At 66.9% G+C, this 14,704-nt stretch carries 11 protein-coding genes, 1 tRNA gene and 1 pseudogene; 9 read left to right on the top strand and 4 right to left on the bottom strand.

All coding sequences use genetic code 11. The features are described 5' to 3' along the window. The first annotated feature begins 12 nt into the window (after window positions 1–12). The 7 genes and pseudogenes from leuS to A9K58_RS15640 all read left to right on the top strand — a co-directional run bounded on the left by leuS (window position 13) and on the right by A9K58_RS15640 (window position 6,192). Window positions 13–2,654, top strand: a pseudogene (gene leuS, locus A9K58_RS15670) (leucine--tRNA ligase). 133 nt (window positions 2,655–2,787) lie between these two features. Continuing rightward, entirely contained in the window at window positions 2,788–3,372 is a 585-nt protein-coding gene (locus A9K58_RS15665) for an LPS-assembly lipoprotein LptE (protein WP_065200224.1), read from the top strand. A gap of 12 nt (window positions 3,373–3,384) precedes the next feature. Beyond that, a complete protein-coding gene (holA, locus tag A9K58_RS15660) occupies window positions 3,385–4,422 on the top strand; it encodes a DNA polymerase III subunit delta (RefSeq protein ID WP_065200223.1) in 1,038 nt (345 codons plus the stop codon). A gap of 3 nt (window positions 4,423–4,425) precedes the next feature. Next, window positions 4,426–5,091 carry a nicotinate-nucleotide adenylyltransferase gene (nadD, locus tag A9K58_RS15655; protein ID WP_065200222.1) on the top strand — a complete coding sequence of 222 codons (666 nt, stop codon included), beginning with the start codon at window positions 4,426–4,428 and terminating at the stop codon, window positions 5,089–5,091. Between the two features lie 56 nt (window positions 5,092–5,147). Next, on the top strand, window positions 5,148–5,558 hold the full coding sequence (gene rsfS, locus A9K58_RS15650; RefSeq protein WP_065200221.1) for a ribosome silencing factor: 411 nt from the start codon (window positions 5,148–5,150) through the stop codon (window positions 5,556–5,558). A 64-nt stretch (window positions 5,559–5,622) separates the two neighbouring features. Further along, on the top strand, window positions 5,623–6,093 hold the full coding sequence (gene rlmH, locus A9K58_RS15645) for a 23S rRNA (pseudouridine(1915)-N(3))-methyltransferase RlmH (RefSeq protein ID WP_014647944.1): 471 nt from the start codon (window positions 5,623–5,625) through the stop codon (window positions 6,091–6,093). A 22-nt stretch (window positions 6,094–6,115) separates the two neighbouring features. After that, window positions 6,116–6,192, top strand: a tRNA-Asn gene (locus A9K58_RS15640). A gap of 103 nt (window positions 6,193–6,295) precedes the next feature. On the opposite strand, the gene A9K58_RS15635 is transcribed toward A9K58_RS15640, so the two are convergent. From A9K58_RS15635 to A9K58_RS15620, 4 genes are all read right to left on the bottom strand, one after another. Then, window positions 6,296–7,717, bottom strand: a complete 1,422-nt coding sequence (locus A9K58_RS15635; RefSeq protein WP_065200220.1) for a basic amino acid/polyamine antiporter — start codon at window positions 7,715–7,717, stop codon at window positions 6,296–6,298. Window positions 7,718–7,865: 148 nt separating this feature from the next. After that, complete coding sequence (locus A9K58_RS15630) at window positions 7,866–10,673, bottom strand: TonB-dependent receptor (protein ID WP_065200219.1); 2,808 nt, start codon at window positions 10,671–10,673, stop codon at window positions 7,866–7,868. A 205-nt stretch (window positions 10,674–10,878) separates the two neighbouring features. After that, entirely contained in the window at window positions 10,879–11,529 is a 651-nt protein-coding gene (locus tag A9K58_RS15625) for an energy transducer TonB (protein WP_065200218.1), read from the bottom strand. A gap of 215 nt (window positions 11,530–11,744) precedes the next feature. Continuing rightward, entirely contained in the window at window positions 11,745–12,479 is a 735-nt protein-coding gene (locus A9K58_RS15620; protein ID WP_065200217.1) for an SIMPL domain-containing protein, read from the bottom strand. Between the two features lie 132 nt (window positions 12,480–12,611). Between A9K58_RS15620 and A9K58_RS15615 the strand changes: the two genes are divergently transcribed. Next, window positions 12,612–13,220 carry a Maf family nucleotide pyrophosphatase gene (locus A9K58_RS15615; protein WP_065200216.1) on the top strand — a complete coding sequence of 203 codons (609 nt, stop codon included), beginning with the start codon at window positions 12,612–12,614 and terminating at the stop codon, window positions 13,218–13,220. After that, entirely contained in the window at window positions 13,213–14,700 is a 1,488-nt protein-coding gene (rng, locus tag A9K58_RS15610; RefSeq protein WP_065200215.1) for a ribonuclease G, read from the top strand. The genes A9K58_RS15615 and rng overlap by 8 nt, the downstream gene beginning before the upstream one ends. Window positions 14,701–14,704 lie beyond the last annotated feature (4 nt).

Raw genomic sequence — 14,704 nt, 5'->3', positions numbered from 1 at the left:
TCCGCGTGTTCCATGACCAGCGCTGAAACCAACGCCTACGACCCGCAGCAGGTTGAATCCGCCGCCCAGCAGTACTGGGACGCTACCCGGGCCTTCGAAGTCGACGAGACCTCGGACAAGCCGAAGTATTACTGCCTGTCGATGCTTCCGTACCCGTCCGGTGCGCTGCACATGGGCCACGTGCGCAACTACACCATCGGCGACGTGATCAGCCGCTACAAGCGCATGACCGGCCACAACGTGCTGCAGCCGATGGGCTGGGATGCCTTCGGCCTGCCAGCGGAAAACGCGGCGATCAAGAACAGGACCGCGCCTGCCGCGTGGACCTACAAGAACATCGACCACATGCGCAGCCAGCTGAAATCGCTGGGCTATGCCATTGACTGGTCGCGCGAGTTCGCCACCTGCCGTCCGGAGTACTACGTCCACGAGCAGCGCATGTTCACCCGCCTGATGCGCAAGGGCCTGGCCTACCGCCGCAACGCGGTGGTGAACTGGGACCCGGTCGACCAGACGGTGCTGGCCAACGAGCAGGTCATCGATGGCCGCGGCTGGCGCTCCGGCGCACTGGTGGAAAAGCGCGAGATCCCGCAGTGGTTCCTGCGCATCACCGACTACGCGCAGGAACTGCTGGACGGCCTTGACGAGCTGGACGGCTGGCCGGAATCGGTCAAGACCATGCAGCGCAACTGGATCGGCCGTTCCGAAGGCCTGGAAATCCAGTTCGACGTGCGTGACGTCGATGGCAGCGTGCTGGACCCGCTGCGGGTGTTCACCACCCGCCCGGATACCGTGATGGGCGTGACCTTCGTGTCGATCGCCGCCGAGCATCCGCTGGCGCTGCATGCGGCGAAGAGCAACCCGGCGCTGGCGGCGATGCTGGCCGACCTGAAACAGGGCGGTGTGTCCGAGGCTGAACTGGAAACCCAGGAAAAGCGCGGCATGGACACTGGCCTGCGCGCGCTGCACCCGGTCACCGGCGAGCAGGTGCCGGTGTGGGTGGCCAATTTCGTGCTGATGGGATACGGCACCGGTGCGGTGATGGCGGTACCGGGCCACGACCAGCGCGACAACGAGGTGGCCAACAAGTATGGCCTGCCGATCAAGCAGGTCATCGCCTTGAAGGACCCGCGCAATGAAGAAGAGCGCAACTGGGATGGCAGCCGCTGGCAGGACTGGTACAGCGACAAGAGCCGTGCTTTCGAACTGGTGAATTCGGCCGAGTTCGATGGCCTGGATTTCCAGGGCGCGTTCGAGGCTCTGGCCGAGCGTTTCGAGCGCAAGGCCCAGGGCCAGCGCCGCGTCAACTACCGCCTGCGCGACTGGGGCGTGAGCCGCCAGCGCTACTGGGGCTGCCCGATCCCGGTGATCTACTGCGCCAGGTGCGGCGCGGTGCCGGTGCCGGAAGAGCAGCTGCCGGTGGTACTGCCGGAGGACGTGGCGTTCTCGGGTACGGGTTCGCCGATCAAGACCGATCCGGAATGGCGCAAGACCACCTCCCGGAATGTGGCGGTGCGGCTGAGCGCGAAACCGACACCTTCGATACCTTCATGGAGTCGAGCTGGTACTACGCCCGCTACACCTCGCCGGGTGCCCGCGATGCGGTCGACAAGCGCGGCAATTACTGGCTGCCGGTGGACCAGTACATCGGCGGCATCGAGCACGCGATCCTGCACCTGATGTATTTCCGCTTCTACCACAAGCTGCTGCGCGACGCGCGGATGGTGGACAGCAACGAACCGGCGCGCAACCTGCTGTGCCAGGGCATGGTGATTGCCGAGACCTATTACCGCCCGAACCCGGATGGCTCGAAGGACTGGATCAACCCGGCCGATGTGGAAGTGCAGCGCGACGAACGCGGCCGCATCGTCGGTGCCACCCTGATCGCCGATGGGCAGCCGGTGGTGGTCGGTGGCACCGAGAAGATGTCCAAGTCGAAGAACAACGGCGTGGACCCGCAGGCCATGGTGGCCAAGTACGGTGCCGATACGGTGCGCCTGTTCTCGATGTTTGCCGCGCCGCCGGAACAGTCGCTGGAGTGGAACGAGGCCGGCGTGGACGGCATGGCGCGTTTCCTGCGCCGCCTGTGGGCCCAGGTGCAGAAGCACGCAGCCGACGGTGCCGCTCCGGCGCTGGATGTGGCGGCACTGGATGCCAACCAGAAAGCGCTGCGCCGCAAGACTCACGAGACGATCGGCAAGGTCGGCGATGACTATGGCCGCCGCCACAGCTTCAACACCGCCATCGCCGCGGTGATGGAACTGATGAACGCGCTGGCCCGGTTCGAGGATGACAGCGCGCAGGGACGTGCAGTGCGCCAGGAAGCATTGCAGGCCATCGTGCTGCTGTTGAACCCGATCACGCCGCATGCCAGCCACGCCCTGTGGCAGGTGCTGGGCCATGGGGAGACGCTGCTGGAAGACCAGCCGTTCCCGCAGGCCGATGCCAGCGCCCTGGTGCGCGACGCACTGACCCTGGCCGTGCAGGTCAACGGCAAGCTGCGCGGCACCATCGAGGTAGCGGCCGATGCGGCACGCGAGCAGATCGAGGCACTGGCTCTGGCCGAGCCCAATGCGGCCAGGTTCCTGGAGGGCCTGGCGGTGCGCAAGATCATCATCGTCCCGGGCAAGATCGTGAACATCGTCGCTGCCTGAGGTACTCCGCACCGGCCGCCGGCGGGTGGCCGGTGCCTTCCCCGTGCGGGGCGGCACCCGATGGCCCTGCATTCACGCGGCGTCGGGCACGCTGTGTGTTGCCGTGATCGCCCGGCTCCGCCAGACTGTCTCCATGACCCGAATCCTGCTTGCCCTCGTTCTTGCCCTCGGCCTTGCCGGCTGCGGTTTCCATCTGCGCAACAAGCTGATGCTGCCGACCGACACCGCCCCGGTGAAGGTGGTCTCCACCGCGCCGTACAGCGAACTGGTCAAGCTGCTCAACCGCAGCCTGTTGGCCTCCGGTGCAAGGCTGGCCGATGAGGACAGCGACGCGCCCAGCGCCCAGCTGCAGGTGCTGTCCGAGCGCTGGGGCGACCTGCCCATCGCCATCGACTCGCAGGGCCGTGCGCAGGAATACAGCCTGCGTTACGCGGTGATCTTCATCTTCCGCCGCGAGGATGGCAGCGAGCTGGTCCCGCAGCAGGTGATCGAGCTGTCGCGCGACTACGTCTCGCCGCCGACCGACGCGACCGGTACCACCACCGAGCGCGAAATCCTGGCCGATGAACTGCGGCGGGAAATGTCCGCCTCGATCATCCGCCGCATCGACAGCGTGGTCCGTGCCGAGCTCGAGAAGGGCGGCAGCCTGTCCGCACCGAAGGCCGTGCCGGTCCAAGACGCGGTACCGGCCAGGCCGGCCGCCGCCACCAAGCCCTGAGCCGCAGCGACGATGGAACTGCGCCCGGAGCAGCTGGCCAGCCAGGGGGCTGATACCGCGCTGGCGCCGGTCTACCTGATTGCCGGTCCGGAAACCCTGCGTGTGCTGGAAGCGGCCGATGCAGTACGCGCGCGGGCCCGGGCCGCAGGCATCGGCGAGCGCGAAGTATTCGACGCCGATGGGCGTGATTTCGACTGGAACCAGCTCGACGCCAGCTTCAACGCACCCAGCCTGTTCAGCGCCCGTCGCCTGGTCGAGGTACGCCTGCCCAGCGGCAAGCCGGGCAAGGATGGCGCCGAGGTGATCAGCCAGTTCTGCGCCAATCCAGCGCCGGACGTGGTGCTGATGATCACCGCCAACGAATGGAGCAAGGCCCACCAGGGCAAATGGGCCGAGGCGGTCAACCGCGCTGGCGTGCTGTCGGTGGCCTGGGCCATCAAGCCGCATGAGCTGCCGGACTGGATCGAGCGCCGCCTGCGCGGCAGGGGCCTGCGTGCCGATCCCGCTGCCGTGCAGCGGTTGGCGGAGCGGGTGGAGGGCAATCTGCTGGCCGCTGCCCAGGAAATCGACAAGCTGGCGCTGCTGGCCGATGGCCAGCCTCTGGATGTGGAACGGATGGAGTCGCTGGTGGCCGACGCCGCCCGCTACGATGTATTCCGCCTGGTGGAGGCCGTGTTCTCCGGCCAGCCGCCGGCAGTGCTGCGCATGCTGGCCGGCCTGCGCGGCGAAGGCGAGGCCGTGGCCGCGCTGATGCCGGTCGTGATCCGCGAACTGCTGGCCGGTGCCGGCCTGGCCCGGGTGCAGGCGCGCGGTGGCAACCTGTCTGCCGAAATGAAATCGCGCGGTATCTGGGAATCGAGGCAGGCGCCCTACAAGCGCGCGCTGCAGCGGCATCCGGAAGGCAAGCGCTGGGAGCGTTTCGTCGCTGAGGCGGGACTGGTCGACCGCATCGCCAAGGGGCGCGCCGACGGTGATGCCTGGCTGGCGCTGGAGCGCCTGCTGGTGGCAGTGGCCGAACCACGTGCCGTGCGCCTGCTGGCGCGGTCCTGAGCGATGAGCCTGCGGATCTATTACGGGGGCACCTTCGACCCCGTGCACCTGGGGCATCTGGCGATCGCACGCGCCGCCCGTGACGAACTGCAGGTGGCGGTGCGCATGCTGCCGGCTGCCGACCCGCCGCATCGCGCGGTGCCCGGCGCAACCGCCGAGCAACGCTGCGCGATGCTGTCGCTGGCCATTGGCGACGAACCCGGCCTGCTGCTGGATCGCCGTGAGCTCGACCGTGCTGCGCGCTTCCCCGGGCGGCCGTCCTACACCGTCGATACCCTGCGCGAGCTGCGCGGCGAGCTGGGCCCAAGCCGGCCGCTGGCATGGCTTGTGGGGGCTGACAGCCTGCTTGGCCTGCCGGGCTGGCACGAATGGGAGGCCCTGTTCGGCCTGGCCCACTTCGTGGTGGCCGAGCGGCCGGGGAGCCCGCTGCAGGCGACGGTGGGCGGCGAGCTCGGCCGAGCACTGGAAGGCCGCTGGGCAGACAGCGAGCAGGCCTTGTTCGCCAGCCCGGCGGGGCGCATCCTCCGCCTGCACCATCCGCTGCGCGAGGAATCGGCCAGTGCCGTGCGCGCCCAGATCGCAGCCGCCGGTCCGTGGCGGGCGCTGCTGCCGCCGGCCGTGGCCGACTATGTGGCCGCGCAGGGCCTGTATCGCCCGGCCACGCCGTGAATGCCGCCGGCACGCCATCCCGTATAATCGCCCCACGTTTATCGAGTCGATCCACTTTGAGCAACCAGACCCAGCCCCAGACCATCAAGGTCGATCTGCCCAGCCCGCCGCCGTCCGTGCCGGAACTGCTGGCCAGCGTCCGCCAAGCTACCGAAGACCTGAAGGCCAAGGACCCGGTCGAGATCGATGTGCGCGGCAAGTCCAGCGTTGCCGATTACCTGGTCATCGTCTCGGGTACCTCGACCCGCCACGTCAAGTCGATTGCCGATGAAGTCGTGCGATTCGCCAAGAAGATCGACGTGATGCCGCTGGGCGTGGAAGGCGAGCGCGAAGCCGAATGGGTGCTGGTCGACCTGGGCGACGTGATCGTTCACGTGATGCTGCCGCGTGTGCGTGAGTTCTACGCCCTCGAACGCCTGTGGACCGTCGGTGACCAGCCGCCGTCCAGTGACGACGAAGTGGCCTGAGCCGCACACGGCTGCATCCCCTCGACGGCGCCGATGGCGCCGTCGACGTTTTGGAGGACCCCTGATGAAAGCCCGCCTGATCGCCACCGGTGAACGCGCGCCCAGCTGGGTCGCGCAGGGCTTTGCCGAATACCAGAAGCGATTGTCGCACTGGCTGCCCTTTGAACTTGTGGAAATCGAGCCCGGCCTGCGTGGCAAGGGCCGCGATCCACGCCGCGCCACCGAAGAAGAAGGCAAGCGGGTAATTGCTGCGCTGCCGAAGAATGCCTACGTGGTGGCACTGGATGTCCCAGGCCGCCAACTCAGTTCCGAACAGCTGGCACAACGCCTGGAGCACTGGCGCGGGCAGGGCAGGGACCTGGCCTTCCTGATTGGCGGCCCGGAGGGGCATTCGCCGGAAGTATCGGCGCTGGCCGATGAGAAATGGTCGATCGGTCCGCTGACACTGCCCCACATGCTGGTGCGGCTGGTGGTGGCCGAACAGCTGTACCGGGCGGCCGCGATGATTGCCAATCACCCCTACCACCGTGCGTGAAGAGTGGTTATACTAGTCGTCTGCCCGAATAGCTCAGCCGGTTAGAGCACTTGACTGTTAATCAGGGGGTCGTTGGTTCGAGTCCAACTTCGGGCGCCACTTTGAGAAACCTGCATCGCAAGATGCAGGTTTTTTTTTGCGCCGCTTCTGTAGAGCCGAGCGCACGCTCGGCTTGGCACTGTCAGCCGAGCATGGCTCGGCCCTACAGGGCCAGTGCCCCGCGCCAGAACGCCACCAGCGTGGCGATCGCCACGATCAGGATCGCGCCGAACAGCAGTCGCTCCCAGCGCGTGAATACCTGCTCGCCGTGCTGGCGCCGCGTCAATGCAAACAGCACCACACCGGGTACGTACAGCAGTACTGACAGCAACAGGTTGTCGAGACCACCGGCATACACCAGCCACAACGCGTAGACGCTGGCCAACAGGGCAACGACGAAATCGCGCCAGCGCGCGCTGGGTTCTCCGGCGTAGGCCTGTCCGCGCCAGGCCAGCTGCACGCCGAATGCCGTGGACAGGAAGTAGGGCACCAGGCTCATCGACGCGGCCAGCAGCACAAGCCCGGTGTAACTGCCCGAACTGAACAGCACCAGCAGCAGGAACAGCTGGATCAACCCATTGCTCAGCCAGAGCGCATTGGCCGGCACGCCACGCGTGTTTTCGCGGCCGAGGAACGCAGGCATGGCGCCGTCGCCGGCAGCGGCATACAGCACTTCGGCACACAGCAGCACCCACGCCAGCAGAGCCCCCAGCACGGAGATGATCGAACCGACGATGATCACCGTCGCACCCCATTCGCCGACAATCGCGCGCAGCACGTACGCCATCGACGGATTGGAGAGTCCGGCCAGTTCGGCCTGCGGCAGCACGCCCATCGACAGCAGGCTGACCAGCACCAGCAGCAACCAGACGCCGGCGAAACCGATTACCGTGGCGCGGCCGACATCGGCGCGGCGCGCGGCGCGCCGGGAGTAGATGCTGGCGCCTTCGATGCCGATGAATACCCAGACGGTCACCAGCATCATGCCGCGCAGCTGCTGGCCGAGATCGCCCAGCGCAGGCGTGCCGAAGAACTCCGCGCGGAACACCTCCGTGCGGAAGGCGCCAGTAGCCAGGATCAGGAACAGCGCGATCGGCAGCAGCTTGGCCACCGTCACCAGGCCGTTGACGAGGGCGGCGGTGCGCAGGCCCCGCAGTACCAGAAGATGCACGGTCCACAGCAGCGCGGAGGAGGCCACGACGGCCGCAGGCGTGTTGCCTTCGCCGAAGACCGGCAGGAAGTGACCGAGGCCACTGAAAATCAGTACGAAGAAGCTGGCATTGCCGAGCACCGAGGCGACCCAGTAACCCCAGGCCGCAGAGAAACCGATGTAGTTGCCGAAGCCCTCGCGCGCGTACGCGTAGATGCCGGTATCAAGATCCGGCCGGCGGTTGGCCAGCGCCTGGAACACGAAGGCCAGCATCAGCATGCCAGCACCGCTCAGCGCCCAGCCGATCAGGGCGGCGGCCGGGCCGGCGCTGCGCGCGACGTTCTGCGGCAGCGAAAAGATGCCGGCGCCGACCATCGAGCCGACCACCAGTGCGGTCAACGCGGGCAGGCCCAGCCGTTGCGATGTCGCGGCCATGCAGATCCCCTGCGGCGCGGATGCCGCAAGCACAAGGTAGCGGCGTGCCCGTGAACGCGTACGCAAGAGCCCGCACGCAAGAACCTGCGCGCGCAAACGACGAAGGCCCGGGAGTTGCCCGGGCCTTCGACGTGATGCTGCAGCAGGATTACTTGAACGTGTACTTGGCGCCGACGGTGAAGTAGCGGCCAATCGCACCACTGAAGTGCAGCGGGTTGTAATTGACTGCACCGTAGGTGCTGGGGTCGAGCGGAGCGATGCGGTCGAACACGTTCTGCACCGAAGCGTTCAGTTCGAAGGCCTCGGTGATGTTCCAGCGACCGGACAGATCGAACGTGGTGAACGAGGAGATCTTCTCCACCGGCGTACCGTCTTCATAGAAGGCCAGGTAGTCACCGCCGCGACGGTCCTTGTTCTCCAGCTTGCTGATGTAGTTGGCCACGCCGCTGATGCTCCACGGGCCCTGCTTCCAGGTGGTGCCGAAGTTGATGCGGTCCTTCGGCGTGCCGATGCAGTTGGTCACATCGCAGTTGCCGTGGGTGCCAACATAGTCAACAGTCTCGTCGCCTTCGGTGCGCTCGAACTTGAGCACGTGGCTCCATTGCAGGTCCATCTCCAACTGGCCCGGACCGATGTCGAAGGTCTGGCGGATGTCGGTGTCGATGCCGCGGACGCGCGAGGAATTGGCATTCACGTAGGCCGTGTTGACCGCCAGGATACTGCCGGTGTTGGGCACGCCGCCGATGTTGTTCGAGTCGCGCAGGACGTTGCCGGCCAAGATCGCTGCGGTGGTGCTGCCCTGCGCGATTTCGTTGGTGCGCTTGATTTCCCACGCATCCACGGTCAGCGACGTGGTCGAGGTCGGCTGCAGGACGATACCTACCGAGTAGCTCTTGGATTCCTCCGGCTTCAGGTCCTTGTTCGGGCGGGTGATGATGGCGACCGAGCGCGCAGTGCACTCATCGGCATCGAGAGCGCAACGCACCGGGTCGCGGGCATTGGAGAAGGCGGCCAGGCCACCATCACCGTTCTCGGCCGGGTTCGGCGCGCGGAAACCTTCGGCGTAACTGGCGCGCAGTGCGATCCAGTCGGCCGGGGTCCACTTCACGCCCAGTTTCGGCGTAGCCTTGCCCTCGCCACTTTCGTACTTGTCGTAGCGCAGCGCGCCAGACAGTTCCAGCTGTTCCAGCACGGGTGCCGACAGCTCGACGTATCCGGCGTAGACGTTCTGCGTGCCGTCATAGGCCGAATAGCCAAGGCCGATGATGTCACCCTGGTCGGTGTAGGTCTGCGGAGACAGGCTGTTGCTGGTCTTGCGCCATTCGGTACCCATTGCCAGGCCCAGCGGGCCACCCTTCAGATCGGCCAGGCTGCGCGAGACGGTGAAGTCGAACATGTCCAGGCTGGACTTGGCGCGTGCGCTGATGGTCGGCGAGATGTAGTCGTACAACGCCTGCGAATTGAGATCGGCATTGTCGCCGATGCGCCACACGCCACCGGCACAGTTCGGATTGCCCAGCGCGCACCGCACAGCGCTGTAGCGAAGGAAACCGGTGCGCTTGTTGACCAGATCGGTGCCGGAATGCAGATAGGCCGTGTCGTAGTTCCAATCACCCCAATTGCCCTTGACCCCTACCAGGAAGCGGTTGAACTCGTTGGTGTTGTTGGTTACGCGCGGGCCGACGTCCCACGCCGAATAGCGCAGGCGCGAGGCCTGGCCCGGAATGGGGTTGTCCGGATGGTCCGGGCCCAGCACGGTGGCGCCGCTGCCGCTGCTCGCATTGACCGGGCCTCCGGGATAGCCCCAGCCACCGGAGACGCCGGAGGGCGTATTGCTGAAGGTGGTTTCCTTCTTCGAGTACCCGATCTCGGTGTACACCTCGCCGCCTTCACCGAAGGCGAAGCTGGCACGGCCAAACACGTTGATGTACTTCTCTTCCGGACTCAGGTCGCGGTACTTCTGCGCCGGATCCCACAGGCAGCCCTGCTGCTGGGCGGTGGCATCGCTCTGGCCTGGGATGCTCGTCAGGTTGGCACAGCCAGGCAGGGCGACCAGGAACGCCGGATGGTCATCATCCACATTGCGATCGTCGAACACCGAGCCATTGGGGCCGACGCCACCGCCGGTGCCGCCGGAAAGGAAGGCGCCGCCGAGGAACTGCGCATCAGCGGCATCGTAGCCCCAGCGGCGGATATCGCCGGTGCCGATCCACTTGCGGTTCTTGCGGTCGCTGATCTTGATCGCATCGGTCTTGCCGACGTCCAGGCTGAAGAACGCATTCCAGCCATCGCTGGCCAGGTCGCCGGTACCGGCGGTCAGGGTCGCCTTCTTCGCGTCGCCATCGCCGTCGCCGGAAATGCCGTAGGAGCCCCGCAGGATGGCGCCCTGGAAATCGCTGCGCAGGATGATGTTGACCACGCCGGCGATGGCGTCGGAGCCGTAGATCGCCGAGGCGCCGTCCTTCAGCACTTCCACGCGCTCGACGGCATCGAGCGGAATGGTGCTGAGGTCGGTGAAGACCTTCTGGCCGTCATCGGCCAGACCGTAGGTGGCCATGCGGCGGCCGTTCAACAGCACCAGCGTCGAGCCGGCACCCAGGCCACGCAGCGAGATGCCGGCGCCGCCTCCGGCGAAGCCGTTGCCGAAGGTTTTGGGAATGGAGCCTGCACCATCGGCGGTCAGGGTCTGCAGGTACTCGGCGACCGTGGTCTTGCCGGTGCGGTCGATTTCCTGGCGCGTCACCACCTGTACCGGCGAGGGCGTCTCGGTGTTGGTGCGCGGAATGTTCGAACCGGTGACGGTAATGCGGTCGAGATTGGTGGCCTGCTCCTGTGCGAGGGCGGAGGAGGAAGCCACGGCGCCAACCAGCAGCAGGCCGCTGCCGGCAAGGATATGGGTGATGGATGATGCCAGGAAGGTACGGCGGCTGGCGGGCCGTTGGATCAGGTGTTTCACAGCTTCTCTCCTAACTGGAAAACCGTAGCGTTGAGGGCTGTCTCCGGGAGGTTCCGGGACGGGTCAATCTAGGTTTCCGATGGGTGACGAAGCTGTGAAATTTTGCTTAATCGGGATTCCCGGCGCCCGGCCAGGCCCGAACCGGGTCCGTCGCCGTGCGTTCCCCCCGGCCCGGCCGGAGCCGGGCCGGGGGCGTCGCGTGGTGCTAGTCCGGCAGCGAGAACTGCACCGGCACCATGCCGATGGCCGGGACGGCCACGCCGCCGCGCTGGGCCGGTTCGAAGCGCCAGTGTCTCAGCACCTGCTGGCGCGCGGCCTGGTCCAGGCTGCGTGAGCCGCTGCTGCGCTCGATACTGACCGCGACCGGCTGGCCCAGGCTGTCCACCTCCACCCGCAGCAGGACTGTGCCCTGCTCACGGCTGCGCAGGGCCTGGACCGGATAGCCCGGCGGCGGTGCGCTGCGGTACTGCAGCTGGGCGCCGGCCAGCGGGGTGGAAGCGTCGATGCTGGGCGCGGGTTGCGGCGGGGCCGGTTCGGCGGCCGGCAGCGCGATGCCCTGGGTCTCTTCCACGGTCGCGGTAGGGGCGGGCAGCGGCGGCGCGACCGGCTGCCTCTGTGGCTTCGGTACGACCCGGGCGACCTCCCTGGGCGGTTCCAGTACCGGGGGCGGCGGCGTTGGCGGGATCTTGTCGATCAGCCTGACCGTGGTTTTGTCACGCGGGGCCTGCACCGCCTGGTAGGTCGCAGGGATGAGCAGCAACAGGAAGGCCAGCAGGTGCAGGGCGATCGCCGCACTCCAGGCGGCTACGCGGGCGGGGTCGAAATGCGGGGATGCAACGGGATACGTACGAACCATGATCCACCTCCATGCCAGTGACGAAGTCCTCAACGCACCAGGGCCCGTGGCGGGGTTGCCGCACGCGGCTGGCAGCCCATCAGTAGCGCGCCCTGTCGGCAACTGGCTAGAGGCATGGGCCTGGCCGTTGGGCTGGCCTTCATCTGGTGCGCCGGCAGGCATGAAAAAGGCGGGGCCCCAGAAGGCCCCGCCCGTGCCGGCCGCGACGGATGGCGTCAGCGACCCAGCTCGAATACCACGTCCAGGTTGACCGAGACCGTCGATTCGCCCGGAGCAACCGTCGTCGACTTGCCCATCGCCGCGTCGGCGGCCATCGCACGCATCATCGGCGCCGGGCGGAAGCCGCCGCCGGCGTTTTCGGAAATGCTGACGATGCGGCGAACCTGCAGGCCCAGCGACTTTGCATAGGTCTGGGCGCGGGCCTGGGCCTTCTTCAGCGCCGCCAGTCGGGCCTCGTCATAGACCGGCTCGGGCTGGTCGATCTCGAACTGCGGGCCATTGATCTGGTTGGCCCCCTGTGCGGCCAGCGCATCAAGCACCTTGCCGAGCCTGGCAATGTCGCGGACCTTCAGGCTGACCGTGTTGCTGGCCTGGTAGCCGGTGATCTTCGGCGCCTCGTTGTCGGCATAGCGGTACTGCGGATTGAGGCTGATGCCGCTGGTCTGCACGTCGCGCTCGGCGATGCCGGCGGCCTTGATCGCGGCCAGCACCTTGTCCATCTGCTGGGCATTCTGGCGCATGGCGCTGTTGCCATCGGCGGCCTGGGTGACGACGCCGGCCGACAGCGTGGCCACGTCCGGCACGCGGGTGGCTTCCGCATTGGCCGAGATGTTCAGCAGGGTGCCTTCGGCGGGGGCGGTGATCGACGGCGGCGGGGCGGCATGGGCGGTCATCGAGGTTCCAAGGGCGAGGGACAGGGCGAGCAGCAGCGGGGTGGCGGTCAGGCGCATGGGATCTCCTTGTTGTTGTGCCGGTGAGGGTGGTGTCGCAGCGATGAACGCGCTGTGAGTCTGCTCGGGGTTGCACGCGTTCCGGGACGGGTTGCCAGCGATTCAGGTGGCAGCCTCAGTTATGCTGTGCTGATGCTCTATCTTGCATCCCGTTCCCCCCGGCGCAACCAGCTGCTGGCCCGACTCGGGCACTCCTTCCAGGCACTGGACCTGGAGGTGCCCGAACAGCGTGCGCCCTCTGAAAGTGCCGAACAGTATGTCTGCCGGGTCGCTGCCGACAAGGCCCGTGCCGGCCTCTTCCGGGTGCTGCCCGCCGATCCGCGGGCGTGGGTGCTCGGCTCGGACACCGAAGTGGTGCTGGACGGCGAGGTGTTCGGCAAGCCGGTCGATGCCGCCGATGCGCGGGCCATGCTGGCGCGGCTGGCGGGGCGGACCCACCAGGTGATGACCGCGGTGGTAGTGGCCGGCGCGGATGGGCTGTACAGCGAACTGGTCATTTCCGAAGTGACCTTCGCGCCGATCGATGCCGCCGACATCGCCGCCTACGTCGCCACCGGCGAACCGCTGGACAAGGCGGGTGCCTATGCCATCCAGGGCGGGGCCGAGCGCTGGATCGAGCACCTTTCCGGCAGCTATTCCGGGGTAATGGGGCTGCCACTGCTGCACACCGATCGTCTGCTGGCACGTTGCGGCGTGCCGGCGCCGACTGCCAATGCCGCCAGGGAGGCTGCCGATGTCTGAGGAAATCCTGGTCAACGTGACCCCGCGCGAAACCCGGGTCGCGGTGATCGAAAACGGCATGCTGCAGGAACTGCACATCGAGCGCGGCTGGCGCCGGGGAGTGGTCGGCAACATCTACAAGGGCAAGGTGCAGCGGGTCATGCCCGGCATGCAGGCCGCCTTCGTCGAGGTCGGGCTGGAGCGCGCCGCCTTCCTGCACGCCAACGACGTGGTGCGGCCGGCGCCGGTGGCCAGCGCCGATACCGAGAACACCACCCTGCCGCCACCGGCCAGCGTGCCGATCGTGGAACTGCTGCGCGACGGCCAGGACATCGTGGTGCAGGTGGTGAAGGACCCGATCGGCACCAAGGGCGCGCGCCTGACCACGCAGATCAGCATTCCCTCGCGCTACATGGTGCTGTTGCCGCAGTCGAAAGTGGTGGGCGTGTCGGCACGCATCGAGGACGAAGCGGAGCGCGCGCGCCTGAAGGCACTGGTGACCGAACTGTCGGCACAGCACGGTGGTTACGGCTATATCGTGCGTACCAATGCGGAGGGCCAGCCGGCCGAGGCCATCGCCGAAGACATCGCCTACCTGTCGCGGGTCTGGAACGTGGTCGAGCGCCGCGGGCGCGAGGCCCCCTCGTGCAGCATCATCTACGAGGACCTGAGCCTGCCGCTGCGTTCGGTGCGCGATCTGATCCGCAAGGACGTGGACAAGGTGAAGGTGGACTCGAAGGAGACCTTCGCCCAGCTGCAGGCCTTCGTCGCCAAGTACATGCCGGTGCTGGCCGAGAAGCTGGAACTGTATTCCGGCGACCGCCCGATCTTCGACATGTTCGGCGTGGAGGACGAAATCGGTCGTGCGCTGGATAAGCAGGTGCCGCTGAAATCCGGCGGCTACCTGGTGATCGACCAGACCGAGGCGATGACCACCATCGACGTCAACACCGGTTCGTTCCTCGGCCAGCGCAACCTGGAGGAGACGGTGTTCCGCACCAACCTGGAGGCTGCGCAGGCGGTGGCGAGGCAGCTGCGGCTGCGCAACCTGGGGGGCATCATCATCATCGACTTCATCGACATGGATGATGCCGAGCATCGCCGCCAGGTGCTGCGCACGCTGGAGAAGGCGCTGGCGCGCGACCACGCCAAGACCACCGTGTACGACTTCTCCCCGCTGGGACTGGTGGAGATGACCCGCAAGCGCACCGTGGAAAGCCTGGAGCGCCAGCTGTCGGAAACCTGCCCGCAGTGCAGCGGCCGCGGCACCATCAAGACCACCGAGACGGTGACCTACGAGATCTTCCGGGAGATCACCCGCGCGGTGCGCCAGTTCGATGCGGCGCGGTTGCTGGTGATCGCCTCGACCAAGGTGGTCGCGCGCATCACCGACGAGGAGTCCTCGGCGGTTGCCGAGCTGGAGGAATTCCTCGGCAAGAGCATCCGCTTCCAGGCCGACGAGCAGTACCTGCAGGAGCAGTTCGATGTCGTTCTGCTCTGATCCT

This window comes from Stenotrophomonas maltophilia (assembly GCF_001676385.1).
In the GTDB taxonomy this organism is placed as follows: domain Bacteria; phylum Pseudomonadota; class Gammaproteobacteria; order Xanthomonadales; family Xanthomonadaceae; genus Stenotrophomonas; species Stenotrophomonas maltophilia_J.
The sequence above is the reverse complement of the archived record's forward strand: the minus strand, read 5'-3'. Positions and strand labels throughout refer to the sequence as shown.